Source organism: Acinetobacter sp. YH16044, assembly GCF_013417145.1.
Taxonomy (GTDB): Bacteria; Pseudomonadota; Gammaproteobacteria; order Pseudomonadales; family Moraxellaceae; genus Acinetobacter; species Acinetobacter amyesii.
This window is the reverse complement of record NZ_VPEK01000044.1, coordinates 1-13,771: the sequence shown is the minus strand read 5'-3', so window position 1 is coordinate 13,771 and position 13,771 is coordinate 1. Positions and strand designations below refer to the sequence as shown.

Annotated in this window: 12 protein-coding genes; 6 read left to right on the top strand and 6 right to left on the bottom strand. The window is 39.6% G+C overall.

What is annotated here, in order from left to right:
* Positions 1-221 precede the first annotated feature (221 nt).
* Positions 222-671 carry a hypothetical protein gene (locus tag FTV38_RS15235; protein ID WP_180022920.1) on the top strand — a complete coding sequence of 150 codons (450 nt, stop codon included), beginning with the start codon at positions 222-224 and terminating at the stop codon, positions 669-671.
* 181 nt (positions 672-852) lie between these two features.
* Here the strand turns inward: FTV38_RS15235 and FTV38_RS15230 are convergent, their stop codons facing one another.
* The 4 genes from FTV38_RS15230 to FTV38_RS15215 all read right to left on the bottom strand — a co-directional run bounded on the left by FTV38_RS15230 (position 853) and on the right by FTV38_RS15215 (position 3,743).
* Positions 853-1,383, bottom strand: a complete 531-nt coding sequence (locus FTV38_RS15230) for a gamma carbonic anhydrase family protein (RefSeq protein WP_180022919.1) — start codon at positions 1,381-1,383, stop codon at positions 853-855.
* A gap of 103 nt (positions 1,384-1,486) precedes the next feature.
* Positions 1,487-2,635, bottom strand: coding sequence for a D-alanyl-D-alanine carboxypeptidase PBP5/6 (dacC, locus tag FTV38_RS15225; RefSeq protein ID WP_078191838.1), 1,149 nt, complete (start codon positions 2,633-2,635; stop codon positions 1,487-1,489).
* A gap of 118 nt (positions 2,636-2,753) precedes the next feature.
* Positions 2,754-3,140 (bottom strand): MCR_0457 family protein, encoded by a 387-nt coding sequence (locus FTV38_RS15220; protein WP_180022918.1) that lies wholly within the window; start codon positions 3,138-3,140, stop codon positions 2,754-2,756.
* 228 nt (positions 3,141-3,368) lie between these two features.
* Positions 3,369-3,743, bottom strand: a complete 375-nt coding sequence (locus tag FTV38_RS15215; protein WP_078190174.1) for an MCR_0457 family protein — start codon at positions 3,741-3,743, stop codon at positions 3,369-3,371.
* Between the two features lie 116 nt (positions 3,744-3,859).
* On the opposite strand from FTV38_RS15215, the gene surE reads away from it, so the two are divergent.
* From surE to FTV38_RS15200, 3 genes are all read left to right on the top strand, one after another.
* Positions 3,860-4,633, top strand: coding sequence for a 5'/3'-nucleotidase SurE (gene surE, locus FTV38_RS15210; protein WP_078190173.1), 774 nt, complete (start codon positions 3,860-3,862; stop codon positions 4,631-4,633).
* Between the two features lie 114 nt (positions 4,634-4,747).
* Complete coding sequence (locus tag FTV38_RS15205; RefSeq protein WP_180004908.1) at positions 4,748-5,578, top strand: peptidoglycan DD-metalloendopeptidase family protein; 831 nt, start codon at positions 4,748-4,750, stop codon at positions 5,576-5,578.
* A 92-nt stretch (positions 5,579-5,670) separates the two neighbouring features.
* On the top strand, positions 5,671-6,600 hold the full coding sequence (locus FTV38_RS15200; protein WP_180004878.1) for a LysR family transcriptional regulator: 930 nt from the start codon (positions 5,671-5,673) through the stop codon (positions 6,598-6,600).
* Between the two features lie 68 nt (positions 6,601-6,668).
* Here the strand turns inward: FTV38_RS15200 and FTV38_RS15195 are convergent, their stop codons facing one another.
* Complete coding sequence (locus tag FTV38_RS15195; protein WP_180022917.1) at positions 6,669-7,880, bottom strand: aspartate aminotransferase family protein; 1,212 nt, start codon at positions 7,878-7,880, stop codon at positions 6,669-6,671.
* A 198-nt stretch (positions 7,881-8,078) separates the two neighbouring features.
* On the opposite strand from FTV38_RS15195, the gene grxD reads away from it, so the two are divergent.
* Complete coding sequence (grxD, locus tag FTV38_RS15190) at positions 8,079-8,420, top strand: Grx4 family monothiol glutaredoxin (protein ID WP_067762767.1); 342 nt, start codon at positions 8,079-8,081, stop codon at positions 8,418-8,420.
* Between the two features lie 170 nt (positions 8,421-8,590).
* On the opposite strand, the gene FTV38_RS15185 is transcribed toward grxD, so the two are convergent.
* Positions 8,591-11,257, bottom strand: coding sequence for an ATP-binding protein (locus FTV38_RS15185; RefSeq protein ID WP_180022916.1), 2,667 nt, complete (start codon positions 11,255-11,257; stop codon positions 8,591-8,593).
* Between the two features lie 184 nt (positions 11,258-11,441).
* On the opposite strand from FTV38_RS15185, the gene FTV38_RS15180 reads away from it, so the two are divergent.
* Positions 11,442-13,586, top strand: a complete 2,145-nt coding sequence (locus FTV38_RS15180; protein ID WP_180022915.1) for an MFS transporter — start codon at positions 11,442-11,444, stop codon at positions 13,584-13,586.
* Positions 13,587-13,771: the final 185 nt, after the last annotated feature.

Below are 13,771 nucleotides of genomic sequence, written 5' to 3'. Positions count from 1 at the left end.
CGCGACTCATGAGTGCTCGGTTATATGCGGGCCAATTGGTTGTGCGATAGATTTTGTGTGTAGGCTTCTTCATTTGAAAATTATATCGCTGAAAAAGCCTTTACAGATAGGTTTGTGCAACAAAGCCCGATAGACGTAAAAACTTCTATAAAAATGAAGGTAAAAAACCTAAACAAATTATTAGTATCCCTTTTATGTCCCAATGTTTGATTTCTGTACTAATGCAAAAACCAGACTATGCTCGAGCAAGACCATCATCATTATTAGATGATGAAAGTTCTTATAATTTACTATACTCAGAACATACTCCATTAAATGTTTTTTATTTAGTAAGCCACATTGGTAAAAAAATTGAAGAGCTATACAGAAACATTGAGGGATTAGAGTCCAATCAGAGCTCAGATATTAAATTTCATATTTTATATGCTTCAATTTGTTTAACTGTTGAAAATCACAAGCCAAATATAAATAGCATTGATAAAGTTGATGAAGATTCCGTTTTAGAAAATATGTCGGAAGCTATTGCTATAACTAGGAGGTTGTACTTAGAGAATGGAGGGAATAATAAAACAGCTAAATCACAACGATTTAAAGAAAAGCTGATTGCTGAAATTCAAGAAACTGTCAAGCAGAAAAATTTAAGAGATAATACTATAAACCAATCTGCTTAATATTTTATATAAATTCTCGTCAACTGTTTCCAAAATATATTATTTCGTACTTTGGAAATAGTTGATCGAATTTAAGCTAAGATGTTGCAAAGACCGTAAAGTGTTACTAATTTTCTTATCAAGGCCTGGCAGTTACATGTATTAGTTATATTTATATAAAACATCTTATGCAAAATCTATTTTATTTATAATTCCCCGACACCTTCACATAATTCTGCGCTGAATACGGTAAAAATGCTTTTTCTTTATCGGTTAGGGGGCGGACTTTTTTGACTGGACTGCCCACATATAAATAACCACTTTCCAAAACCTTATTTGGTGGAACAAGTGAACCAGCACCAATCATCACATCATCTTCAACAATTACATCATCTAAAATAATCGTACCTATACCGACTAAAACACGATTACCAATGGTACAACCGTGTAATTTCACATGATGACCAATTGTCACATCTTCACCAATAATCAGTGGAGAACCCTCAGGTTTATCGGCTTTTTTATGACTCACATGCAACATTGAGTGATCTTGCACATTAGAGTTTTTACCAATACGAATATGGTTTACATCACCACGAATCACAGCAAATGGCCAAACCGAAACATTTTCAGCCAATACAACATCGCCAATCAAGACTGACATTTCATCGATATAGCAAGAGTCATCAATACGTGGGGCAGTGTCTAAATAAGGGCGGATGTTTTGGCTCATAGGTAAGTCATCTACAGGTTTTTAGGCAGTATAAAATAAAAAAGCACCTAGACCGAAATCTAGATGCTTTCACTTTAGTCTTAATATCGAGTTTTCATCAAACTTAGAATAAGTTGCTAAAGAATTGCTTGATGTGATCAATCATTTTTGCAAAGAAACCAGCTTCTTCTACATTTTGTAGAGCAACAAGCGGTTTTTCAGCAATAACTTTGCCATTAAGCGTTGCAACGTATTTACCAACCACTTGACCTTGTTTTAAAGGAGCAGTCAATTTAGGTTGAACAACCAATTGAGTTTTAATGGCGTTCGCTTCGCCTTTAGGCATTGTCACGTTAAAGTTTTCAGCTAGGCCAACTTGAACTTCATTGTCTTTACCGTACCAAACTTTTGCTTTTGCAAGTACTTGTTTAGCAGGTTGAACTTTAACAGTTTCAAAGTTTGCATAACCCCAAGCTAAAATTTCACGTGTTTGAGATGCACGCTCGTTCATGCTTGGCGCACCAAAGATCACTGAAATTAAACGTAAAGGACCACGTTTAGCTGAAGTCGTTAAGCAGTAGCCAGCTTCTTCAGTATGACCAGTTTTTAAACCATCTACACTTGGGTCAGTATAAAGCAGGGCATTACGGTTGCCTTGCTTAATGCCATTGAACGTAAATTCTTTTTCAGAGTAGATCGGATAGTATTTTGAACTGTCATGAATGATATGTTGCGCAAGAGTCGCCATATCTTTGGCAGTCGAGAAATGACCTTCAGCTGGCATACCTGTCGCATTGATGAATTGAGTATTCACCATGCCAATACGTTTCGCTTCTTGGTTCATCATGTGGGCAAAGGTGCCTTCATTGCCAGCAATATGTTCTGCCATAGCTTTAGAAGCATCGTTACCCGACTGAATGATAATGCCACGTAACATTTCTAATGCAGTTGCAGTACCGTTGAGCGGAACGTACATACATGACTCAGTGCTGCTGCCGCGACACCAAGCCGACTCATTCATACGTACTTTTTCATTTTCAGTTAGTTCACCGCTTAATAACTTTTGCTCAATGATGTAACTGGTCATCATTTTTGTCATTGAAGCAGGAGCTAATTTTTCGTTTTCATTTTTAGAAGCAAGGATTTGCCCTGTCTCATAGTCCATCAGCACATAAGATTTATTATTTAATTCAGGTGGTGCAGAAAGGACAGTTGCCGCGAATGAAAAACTAGGTGCAAGTAGTAATGCGGCAAGGGCGGTTTTTCGGGTCATTCTGGGTGGTTCCAATAACTTAGGTATAAGCACAAAGAGCCTAGCATTTTAGGACAAAGCTAGGCGGACTGCTATGGGGTGCAAGCGCTTATTTTAAAAGTATTGTAACCAATTGGTATTATTTGCTGTAAGCAGTCAATTCTTTGCAAATCGCACCATTTTTCTTATCGCCAGCTTTCTTCGCATCAGACTGCGCTTCTTTTAAAGCGTCTTTAAAACTTTTTTGTTTGCTGAGTTGCTGTAAAGCATTTACTGGGTTCTTTTCATTCGGCATATATTCTTTAGCTAATTTTGCATAACCCGCTTCAAACTTTGGTTGATCTTTGTCATTCACCAATTTTGGGCAGACTTCAGATAGTACATAGATAGCTGCAAGTTCTTGACTGGTCACTTGAGGTGTAGGGGTAACTTCAATTTTTTCATCTGCGGCATGTGCAGACATGGTAGTGAAAGCAAAAGCAGAAAGGCTAAGGGTACAAAGAGATTTTACAAAGGAGTTTTTCATTTAAATAACCTGTTAAATAACCTAAAAGATATCAAATAGCTAAAATTTATTTGCTTAGCTTAATCGTATTTCTGGTAGAGATCAGTAGAAAATTGTATTGAAGCTGTTTAAAAATCAATACATTGTGAAAGAAAAAAGGATGAGGCTATAAGGCTTCATCCTTTTTTTGGCAGGTTTGATGCAATAAGGACTAACCTATTTAGAGGACGTCCAAAGCTGAATGATCAATTAACCTTCATAACTTAAAACGTCATCACAAACTGATTTTTGCTCAGCTTTATCAGTTTCTTTAGCAGCTTGACGCGCTTCTTCAAGAACTGATTTATATTCGCTGTCAGACTGTAGTTTTTCTAATGTCATTGATTTATCAGAATAATCAGCAAGATATGTTTTAGTGAGTGCTTGAATGTTGGCATCAAATTTTGCATTTTGACCAATAATCGCAGGGCATACTTCTAACATGACTTGTGCAGATGCAATGTCTTCTTTTACGATGGTATTGGCTTCTTCTTGAGTGAAGTCATTGTCTGCGACCACAGTTTGAGTCATGCAAGCTGCTAGAGCAAAGCCCAATAAACCACGAAGTGCTACGGTTTTATTCATTTTGTACACACACATTTATGCTGGATGTTGAAATGTAAATATATATAATTATTCATATATTTCAATAAAATGTTCTTGCGAGTCATTTTTAATTTTTTAGTAATGGAAATTTAGTTGTGAATATTTTAATTGCCAATGATGATGGCGTTTTTGCTCCCGGTATCCAAGCTTTAGCACATGCATTGCGTCCTCTCGGTCGTGTGGTGATCGTGGCGCCTGAAAGCGAACGCAGCGGTTTTTCAAGTGCTTTAACTTTAGATCGACCATTACGACCTGTCGAAATTGCACCGAATATGTGGGCGGTAAATGGTACACCTGCGGACTGTGTGTATTTATCAATGAATGGCTTGTTCGACTTCGAATTTGATCTGGTGGTGAGTGGAATCAATAGTGGCGCAAATCTGGGTGATGATGTGCTGTATTCAGGGACAGTGGGTGCGGCATTTGAAGGCCGTTTAATGAAACAACCTGCGCTAGCCGTCTCTTTGGCTGGGCCAAATGTGCGTAGTTATAATAACCCAGAAGATTATGCAGTCGCCGCGCAATGGGTGCATGATTTTATTGCCAATGGACTACCCGCGCTACCTGCACGACATATTTTTAATATTAATATTCCAGATGTTGCTGAACTTCAAGGCACCAAAGTGACCTATCAAGGAAGACGTTTACAGTCCAAACCGATTACCAGTCATGTAGACCCGCGTGGTCGTCAAGTCTATTGGATTGGCTTGGCAGGCGAGGCAGTGGCAGAGCCTAAGAAAGGCTTAACGCATATCGAATCAGACTTCTTTGCAGTTGCAAATGGTTATGTCAGTGTAACGCCTATACAAATGGATGCTACAAACTATGAGATTTTGAATAACTTGCACTCAGAGTTATCTAAATCTTAAGTATTAATGTTATAACTTTGTGAAAATGGTTATGCCGCAACTTTTTTAGAGTGGATTTTTGCTAATCTTAGCCCATTCATAATGACTATATTTGAATTATTAGTGAGGAAGATGATGTCCCTGGTGTCACAATATCGCGTTATTGCCGCTCCTGCAGCATTATTTAAGACCCTTGTTTTATCTGCTGCGGTTGTTACGACTTTGGTCATGACTGGCTGTGCGTCAAAACCACAAATTAATAATGCGACCCGTTATGCGACTGCTCCGGATTATTATACAGTTCGTTCGGGAGATACTTTAAGTGGCATTGCCGCTCGCTATGGTTTGAGCTATGTCAGCATTGCAGAAATGAACGATATTGCGCAGCCTTATCGCATCTATGTTGGACAATCCATTCGCCTTAAAAATAGTGGCTCTCGTCGTACGACGTCTACACAAGCCATGACTCAAGCGGCACCAATTCAACGCCAAACGATTGCAATGCCAACGCAAACAGCGCCCGTGACTCAAGCTTCAACCACACCATCGACAGTGACTCGAACTACAGTTCCAACGCCTGTGGTCAGTTCTTCAAGTTTACGTTGGGTGAGTCCAGTATCGCGTCCTACGGTATTACAAGGCTATAACTTAGCATCGAATGTGAAAGGAACACGTTACGCAGGTAATACAGGTGATCCTATTTTTGCAGCAGCTGATGGTCAAGTGGTCTATGCCGCCGATGGTCTTAAAGAGTACGGCAATTTAATTTTGGTGAAGCATATTAATGGCTATATCACTGCATATGCACATAACAGTAAAATGAATGTCAAAAGTGGCGATACTGTGAAAGCAGGGCAGCAAATTGGTGAGATGGGTTCATCGGGTACCAACCGCACGATGCTTGAGTTCCAAGTGCGTTTAGATGGTAAACCAATCAATCCAACTTCAGTTTTACCAAATAATTAAATATATAATGCAAAAGCAAAATATCCCCGTATAATACAATGAGTTGCTTTTATCGAAAGATGAAGCTTCTCATAAGTTTATGAGGGAAATTTATGTTAGATCAACTTCGAGCAATGGGTGTCTTTGCTTGCGTTGTGGAAAAAAATTCGTTTAGCGGTGCTGCTCGTGAGTTAGGTATTACCACGAGTGCCGTGAGTCAGCAAATCCGCTCACTAGAGCAGGATATGGAAGTCATTCTTTTACATCGTTCAACACGTAAGTTAAGTTTGACAGAAGCTGGACAAGCTTTTTTTCATAGTTGCCAAGAGATGCTATCTGCCGCAGAGCGCGGCAAAATTCGTATCAATGAACTTCGTGACGACTTAGTCGGTGAATTACGTATTGCATCGACACCAGAAATTTGTGCGAATCATGTGATTCCTGCATTGTCACATTGGATGTCGGCACATCGTGGTTTATCCGTTCATCTAGAAGCAGATAATCAATATATCGACTTAATTGATGGCCGCATTGATATTGCGTTACGAATGAGTTCAAAAATTGATGATCAACAGTTTCATGTGGTGCCATTGGCACATGTTGAACAAGTTCTCGTTGCAGCACCAAGCTATATCAACCAAACCAGTTTAATTACACGACCAGAAGATTTACAAAATCATGATATGGTTCAAATAAATTTGGTTAAAAACTTTCAGCATTTTGCATTTGAAAATGCAGTGACTAAAGAGCAGGTTGCATTGGATGTGCACTCCCGATTTACAACAAATAATGTATTTGCTGCAAAAGCAATGTGTCAACAAGGACATGGCATTGCAAGAATATTATATCTAGATACGCAAAAAGACTTATTAAACGGTTCTCTTGTTGAAGTTTTACCAGAATGGCGTTTACCATCATTTACTCTATATGCGGTGATGTCTAAACGTGATCAACAGCCTACTAAAATTCATCGTTGCCTAGATGCATTAAAATTGTATTTCAGTCAATTACCAGGCGGACGTGTATACCAAGAAGCCTCATAAAAACAAAAAAATTTGAAGAAGATATAAAAAAAGCCGCAATCAGCGGCTTTTTTTACTTTCGGCACAAATTACGCTAGAAAGTTTTTCACCATTTTAACAATGCGTTCAATCAAGATATCCGCTTGTTTTTTATTGATGTTCAGCGTAGGTAATAAACGAATCACAGAGCCTGCTGTTACGTTAATAATCAAGTGATGCTCATCACGCGCAATATTCACAAGTTCGCCACATGCTTTTGGTAATTCAATGCCGACCATTAAACCAAAACCACGAACAGTTACGTTTTGCTCTGCAAGTTGCTCTGTGAATTGCTCAACAAGATACGCACCCATATTTGCAGCATTTTCAACAAGGTTTTCCTTTTGAATGGTATCAATCACGGTATAAACCACACGTGAACCTAATGCAGTACCGCTATAAGTTGAACCGTGGTTACCCGCTGTTAAAACCCCAACACCACGACCTTGAGTCATGACTGCGCCGATAGGGAAGCCATTGCCTAGACCTTTTGCTGTAGTTAGCACGTCAGGAATAATATTGGTGTGTTGATACGCAAAGTATTTACCAGTACGGCCGTTACCTGTTTGCACTTCATCAAGCATCATTAACCAGTTGTGTTGGTTACAGATACGACGAATATCTTCTAAATAGCTAAAACCTTGAGGTGCAGTATTTACACCACCTTCACCTTGGATCGGCTCAACCAAAATCGCTACGATGTCAGGGTGGTGAATTGCAGCTTCTTCAATCGCTTCGATATCACCAAAAGGTACACGAATAAAACCTTCAACCAATGGGCCAAAGCCTTCTTGAACTTTTTTGTTGCCTGTCGCAGATAACGTTGCCATGGTACGACCATGGAATGAATGATCAGCAACAATAATTTTAGGGCTTGCAACACCTTGCATATGACCAAATTTACGTGCAATTTTGATTGCACCTTCATTTGATTCTGCACCACTATTTGAGAAGAAAACTTCTTCCATACCCGCAACTTCAGCTAATTTTTGCGCAGCAGCCGTTTGCCAAGGCACTTCAAATAAGTTACTGGTATGAATGAGGGTCGCTGCCTGTTCAGCAATTGCAGCTGTAATTGCAGGATGTGAGTGACCTAAACCACAAACAGCGATCCCTGTCAGTGCGTCTAAGTATTCTGTGCCATCTGCGGTATACAGGTGAGCACCTTGACCTCGGACAAAGCTGATCGGTTGGCGGCCAAATACTGGCATCAAGTGCGATGGTTGATCAGTTTGTACTGGGGCAAGGGTAATGTTATTCATGACTAACTCTAATTTGTCAGGTGATTGAAATAATATAGAGGAGACGCCATATATATATGAGCATCAAGAGGTCTATATAAGCAAAATATGACCCACTTGAAAAGCTGAAATGTAAATAAAACGTGAAATATTGCTTTAGTCATATTGTTTTACTCAGTTTTGGGTATAATGCGAAGCAGATTTATTGAGGATATATCAATGACTGAACAAGCACGCGATACAGAAGCGTTAATTCGTGACCAAATTGCTAAACACGCAGTTCTACTTTACATGAAAGGCACCCCACAGTTTCCACAGTGTGGTTTCTCTGCGCGTGCAGTAGAAGCGCTCAGTCAAATTGGTCGTCCGTTTGCTTATGTAAATATTCTTGAAAATCAAGATATTCGCGCAACTCTTCCACAAATTGCAAACTGGCCGACTTTCCCACAATTATGGATCAATGGTGAGTTGATCGGTGGTAGTGACATTATGCTTGATATGTTCCAAAAAGGTGAATTACAACCTTTAGTTGAACAATATAGCCCAGCTCCGGAAGCTTAATTGGATATGTATTTGATGATTTTAATCATTGGATACAGATAAAAAATAGCGCCTTTAAGGCGCTTTTTTTATGACTTAATTATCTAAAAAGTCTAGGGTTATGCGTTTTTCCACCATTTCAAAGGCATTTAAAGTGCAATGAATGGTGGAAAAATCAACAAATGAATAATCTAATCGAAGATTTCTGACGGATCATCTTCAGTCAGACTTTCTTCAACAACTTTCTCATTTTCAGCAGTACTGTCTTGAGCTTCAGACTTCTTTGTCTTTTTATCTTTTGCCTTTTTAGACTTCTTCTTTTTTTTCTTTTTCTTTGGCTCTTCTTCCTCAAACTCAGCGCCATCTTCAATCGCTTGCCAGTACTCAAGTTGCTCCATGACAGCAGCATAGATTGAGCCTTTGCTATAACGACCTTTTTTATCAAGAGTACCTACTGGGCGCGCCATCAAAATTTCTAAAGCTTGGTCAATGGTATCAATGGCATGAATATGGAATTGACCTTGTTGCACAGCTTCAATCACATCTTTACGTAACATCAAGTGCTGCATATTTTGGCGTGGAATAATCACACCTTGCTTGCCTGTTAGCCCTTGTAATTTACATGCATCATAGAAGCCTTCAATCTTGGCATTTACACCACCAATCGGTTGAACTTGACCCAATTGGTTCATTGAGCCAGTGATTGCCCATGATTGATCGATCGGTAATTGGCTAATAGCGGAAATAAGAGCTGAAAGCTCTGCAACAGTTGCGCTGTCGCCATCTACTTGGCCATAGCTTTGCTCAAAGGCAAGGGCAGCAGAGAAATGTAAAATTTGTTCACGACCAAAGTGTGCCTTTAAGAAACTCGACATCAGCAGGACGCCTTTGGCATGTAAAGAACCACCGAGTTCTACACTACGCTCGATATCTAAAATATCGCCGCCACCTTGATAAACCGAAGCCGTTAAACGTGACGGTAAACCAAATTCAACATCTGCATATTGAATCACAGAGAGGGCGTTGATCTGCCCGAATCGATGACCTTTGGTTTCGATTAACTGTGTACCGCGAGTGAGATCTTGCCAATATAATTCACGTAAGTAGCCTAGACGGTATTTACGATGATCAAGAGCGGTGTTGATATGTGTTTCTGTCACCATTTTATCGCCAGCAAGTGCTGCATGATGATGTGCTTCACGAATCAAATCACCTAAGGTGAGGGCATGTAATGACAAAGAGCTTTGATCTTCAGCTTGACGACTTGAATCAGTTAACAGTGCAGCAAGTGCTGTACGTTCAAACGGCAGAAGTTTGTCTGTTTGCACATAGTCAGCAATCAGCTGCATATATGCCTGCTCATTAATGTCATTACGTTGTAATGTATCGGTAAAATCGGCACGAATTTTAAAGACACTGCCCAGTTCTGGTTCGAGTTCTAAAATATCGTAATAAATATCAGGTTCAGCAAGCAGGATCACTTTGATATTTAAATCAATAGCTTCAGGCTCAATCGAAATACTGCCTGTTAGCGTGAGCATATGTTCAAGTGAAGACAGCTTTAAATGTCCTGACTTTAATGCACGTTTTAGACCTTGCCATGCATAAGGCTGCTCTAAAAGTTGTTCAGCTTCCAAGATGAGGAATCCACCATTGGCCTTATGCAATGCACCAGGACGGATTAACGTAAAGTCTGTGGTGATGGTGCCATTTTGGGTCAGTTGTTCGACATGACCTAGCAAATTGTAATGGGTTGGGAAATCTTCAAAAATAACTGGCGCACCAGCATTTGGTTTGTGTGAGGCGATAATGTTAGCTTGGTAGCGAGATGGCACGCGGTTAAATAGGCCAGGTGTAAAGTCATCTTCTTCTTGCTCAAGCACAAACTCAACATTTTGAATGATGTCATCTGCATATTGCTTCAGATAATCTTCCAAGCCTTCAACCATGCTGAATTTATTTTGAATTACATCAATACGCGGCATGACGACTTGTTTAGCAATTTCACGGTTTAAAACCTGAACTTTATCGCGTGCGTCATCTTCAAGATCACCAAGATGTAGACCAAGACGTTCAAGTTTTTTATCCATATAACGGACGTTTGACGCAATTTCAGCACGTTGTTTGCTGCTTAAAGCATTGATGTCTTCTTTCGACATTTCTTGGTATTTGTTATCTACTAAGTGCATCGGAACGAAACAATGATCATCATCCTGAGAAATCAGTTTAAGATCGAGCTCTTCACCTTCTCGGGTTAATTCAACTAAAGCAAGATGTTGTTCATCACCAGCATGTTGGCGAATCATTTCAATGCGATTGTGATAGGTTTCTGCGGTGAAGCGACGTTCAAGCTGTTTTAATATAGTTTGCCAACTTTGATGTAATAACGTTTGGAATTTTGTCGCTTGACCAGAAGGAAGTTTCAGCGCAATCGGTTCACGCGGAAACTTGAAATTATTGACATACACCCAGTCTGAAGGCGTTGGCATATTTTTAGCGTGTTGTTGTAATAAGCGCTTAATCATGGTGCGCTTACCTAAGCCTGCGGTACCTACAGCAAAAATGTTATAGCCTGAATAGGGTAATGCAATGCCAGCCTCGACCGAAGCTCGGGCACGATCTTGTCCTAAAAAGTCATTAAGTGGTTTGATCCGCTTGGTAGACGTTGGTATTTTTTTGAGTTCAGGTGTATGCGTCAGCTGAAGCGGCTGCAACTGGGTTTTAGTTAAAGTATTCTGTATTTCGGGTTGATCAAAAGCGCTCTTTAGTGTCGTTACTGTTTCTGCTAAGTTTTTTGTGTTGGTTTCATTAATGGTGGTTGATAAAGAAGAGTGAATTTGTTCAAGTCGCTGGGTCACTGTTGAATCCAAAAAACTAAAGAATAGAGATATGTAATTAAGGTATACAGGTTTAATGCCAAAGATCAAGCAACAGCATGCGAAATATCGATAAAATAAAACAATGATTTCATAAATGTTGTTGAAACCGTTGTCATTAAGCGCTTGAATAGCAACATTCGATTTTGACAAAAATAACTGAGTCATGACAACACAAGCTTCAGGATGGAAATCTGCTTTTACTGCATTTTTAGACCGACGTGCGCTGATTATGCTTTTTCTTGGCTTTTCGGCCGGTATTCCAATTTTACTGATCTTTTCCAGTTTATCGCTTTGGTTAGGTGAAGCAGGAATTGATAAAAGTGCAGTAACTTTTTTTAGTTGGGCTGCACTTGGCTATTCGTTTAAGTTTGTTTGGGCACCCTTAATTGATGAGTTGCCTGTACCATTTTTAACCAAACAACTCGGACGTCGCCGTGCATGGTTGTTGATCGCTCAGGTTCTCATTATCTGTGCAATTTGTATCATGGCATTTTCAGACCCAGCTTTAGGGCAAAGCTATATTTACCAAATGGCTGCTGGAGCCGTATTACTTGGTTTTTCTGCCGCAACGCAAGACATTGTGATTGATGCGTATCGTATTGAGTTGGCAGAAACTGAAATGCAGACCGTTTTAGCTTCGACCTATAATGCAGGTTATCGTATCGGCATGATCGTGGCAGGTGCAGGGGCGTTATTTTTGGCTGCATATTTAGGCACGGCCAAAGGTAACTATATTTATGAAGCTTGGAAATATACTTACCTTGCAATGGCTGCTGTGATGGTTATTGGTATTATTACAACTTTATCGATACGTGAGCCGCAAGTTGACCGTGTACAAAAGCATTATAAACGGACCGACTATTATCGTTTAGTCGCGGTATTCTTTGCTGCGGTGGTTGCCTTTGTCTTGAGTTATATCTATTCAGGTGTAGCGGTTGAAAGCTTGAAAGAGCAGTGGCAAATTTCAGACTCATTCGCCTTGTTCTGTTTAGAGGCTGTGCGCTTTATTGGTTCAGCGGTGGTTGCTTTTGGCATCGGTTCAGTTTTGGTGAAATCAGGTGCTGTAAATAAGCAGATGGCATTTGAAACTTGGGTTAATCCAGTTGCAGATTTTTTTAAGCGTTATGGTCTAAAACTGGCTTTAGTACTGTTGTTACTTATTGGTTTTTACCGTATTTCCGATATTATCGCCGGCGTCATTTCTAATGTGTTTTATCAAGATTTAAACTTCACCAAAGAGCAGATTGCCGAAGCTGTAAAAGTCTATGGTGTGATATTTAGCTTGGTTGGTGGCTTCCTTGGCGGTTTGCTAGCGCAGCGCATGAACATTATGAAGTTGATGTTTGTTGGTGCGATTTTAGCAAGTTCAACAAACTTGATTTTTATCGGTCTGGTCAAATCAGGTCAGCCATTGAGTGATGTCACTGTCAATGTAGCAGGGCAGCAATATACAGCGACGCCGGATGATACGGGTGCTTGGGCAGTTCAAATTCCAAAAGCAGTCTTGGCTGCAGATCAAAATATTAAGGTCAGTGCGGATTATCAGTCTAAGAATCAACATCCAATACAGGTGAGTTTACCGTATCTGAATAATGCTTTTTCAAACTCAGCAATGATGTTGCTGCCAGTGACTTCAGATAACACGATTTCAGCTCAAGAGACTGCAAATAGTATCGTGGTGCGTGGACAATACTTGGCTGGTGAGTTAAAAGAAAATCAAAAAATTCAAATTATTTTGGATGCTAAACCATTCGACGCGAAGCTTGATAAAACCGGTGTTTTTAGTGCTGCGATTCCAGGGCAAGCGCTAGAAATAGCAAAGCAAAAAACACTAACGGCTCAATTACTAGAAAATGGTGTAGTGAAAAAGAGTGTCGATTTAGCGTATCAAGTGAATACATCAGCCAATATGTCAGGTGTACTTGGTGTTGATATTCAACCGATTAATTTGGCAAGTGCTGAACAGAATGTGGACATCAAAGGTAAGGTCATTAAGCCTTACAGTTCGCTTTGGTTATATTTTGCGATTATTGTTGATAACTTGGCTTCTGGTCTTGCTGGTGCGGCATTTATTGCATTTTTATCGAGCTTGACCAGTGTTTCTTTCACAGCCGTTCAATATGCCATCTTTAGTTCATTAATGACTTTAACCCCTAAAATTTTAGGCGGTTATTCAGGTACGATTGTGACCAATATCGGTTATCCGAACTTTTTCTTGATGACAACTCTAATTGGTATTCCGATTTTAATTTTAGTGGTTTGGGTCGCCAAACTATTGAGAGAACATGAACAAAAATCCAATTCATAATTCAATTTAACTTAAAAAAAGCCTATTCAGTTTGAGTGGGCTTTTTTATTCTAAGCTGTGTCCCGTCCTGAAATAAGTTTACACCTTAAGAGACTTATTTTATGGAACATGCACAAGAACAACGAGTTAAACGCACACAACGTGATTATAGCTTCGCCTTTAAAATGATGGTTGTACATGAAGTA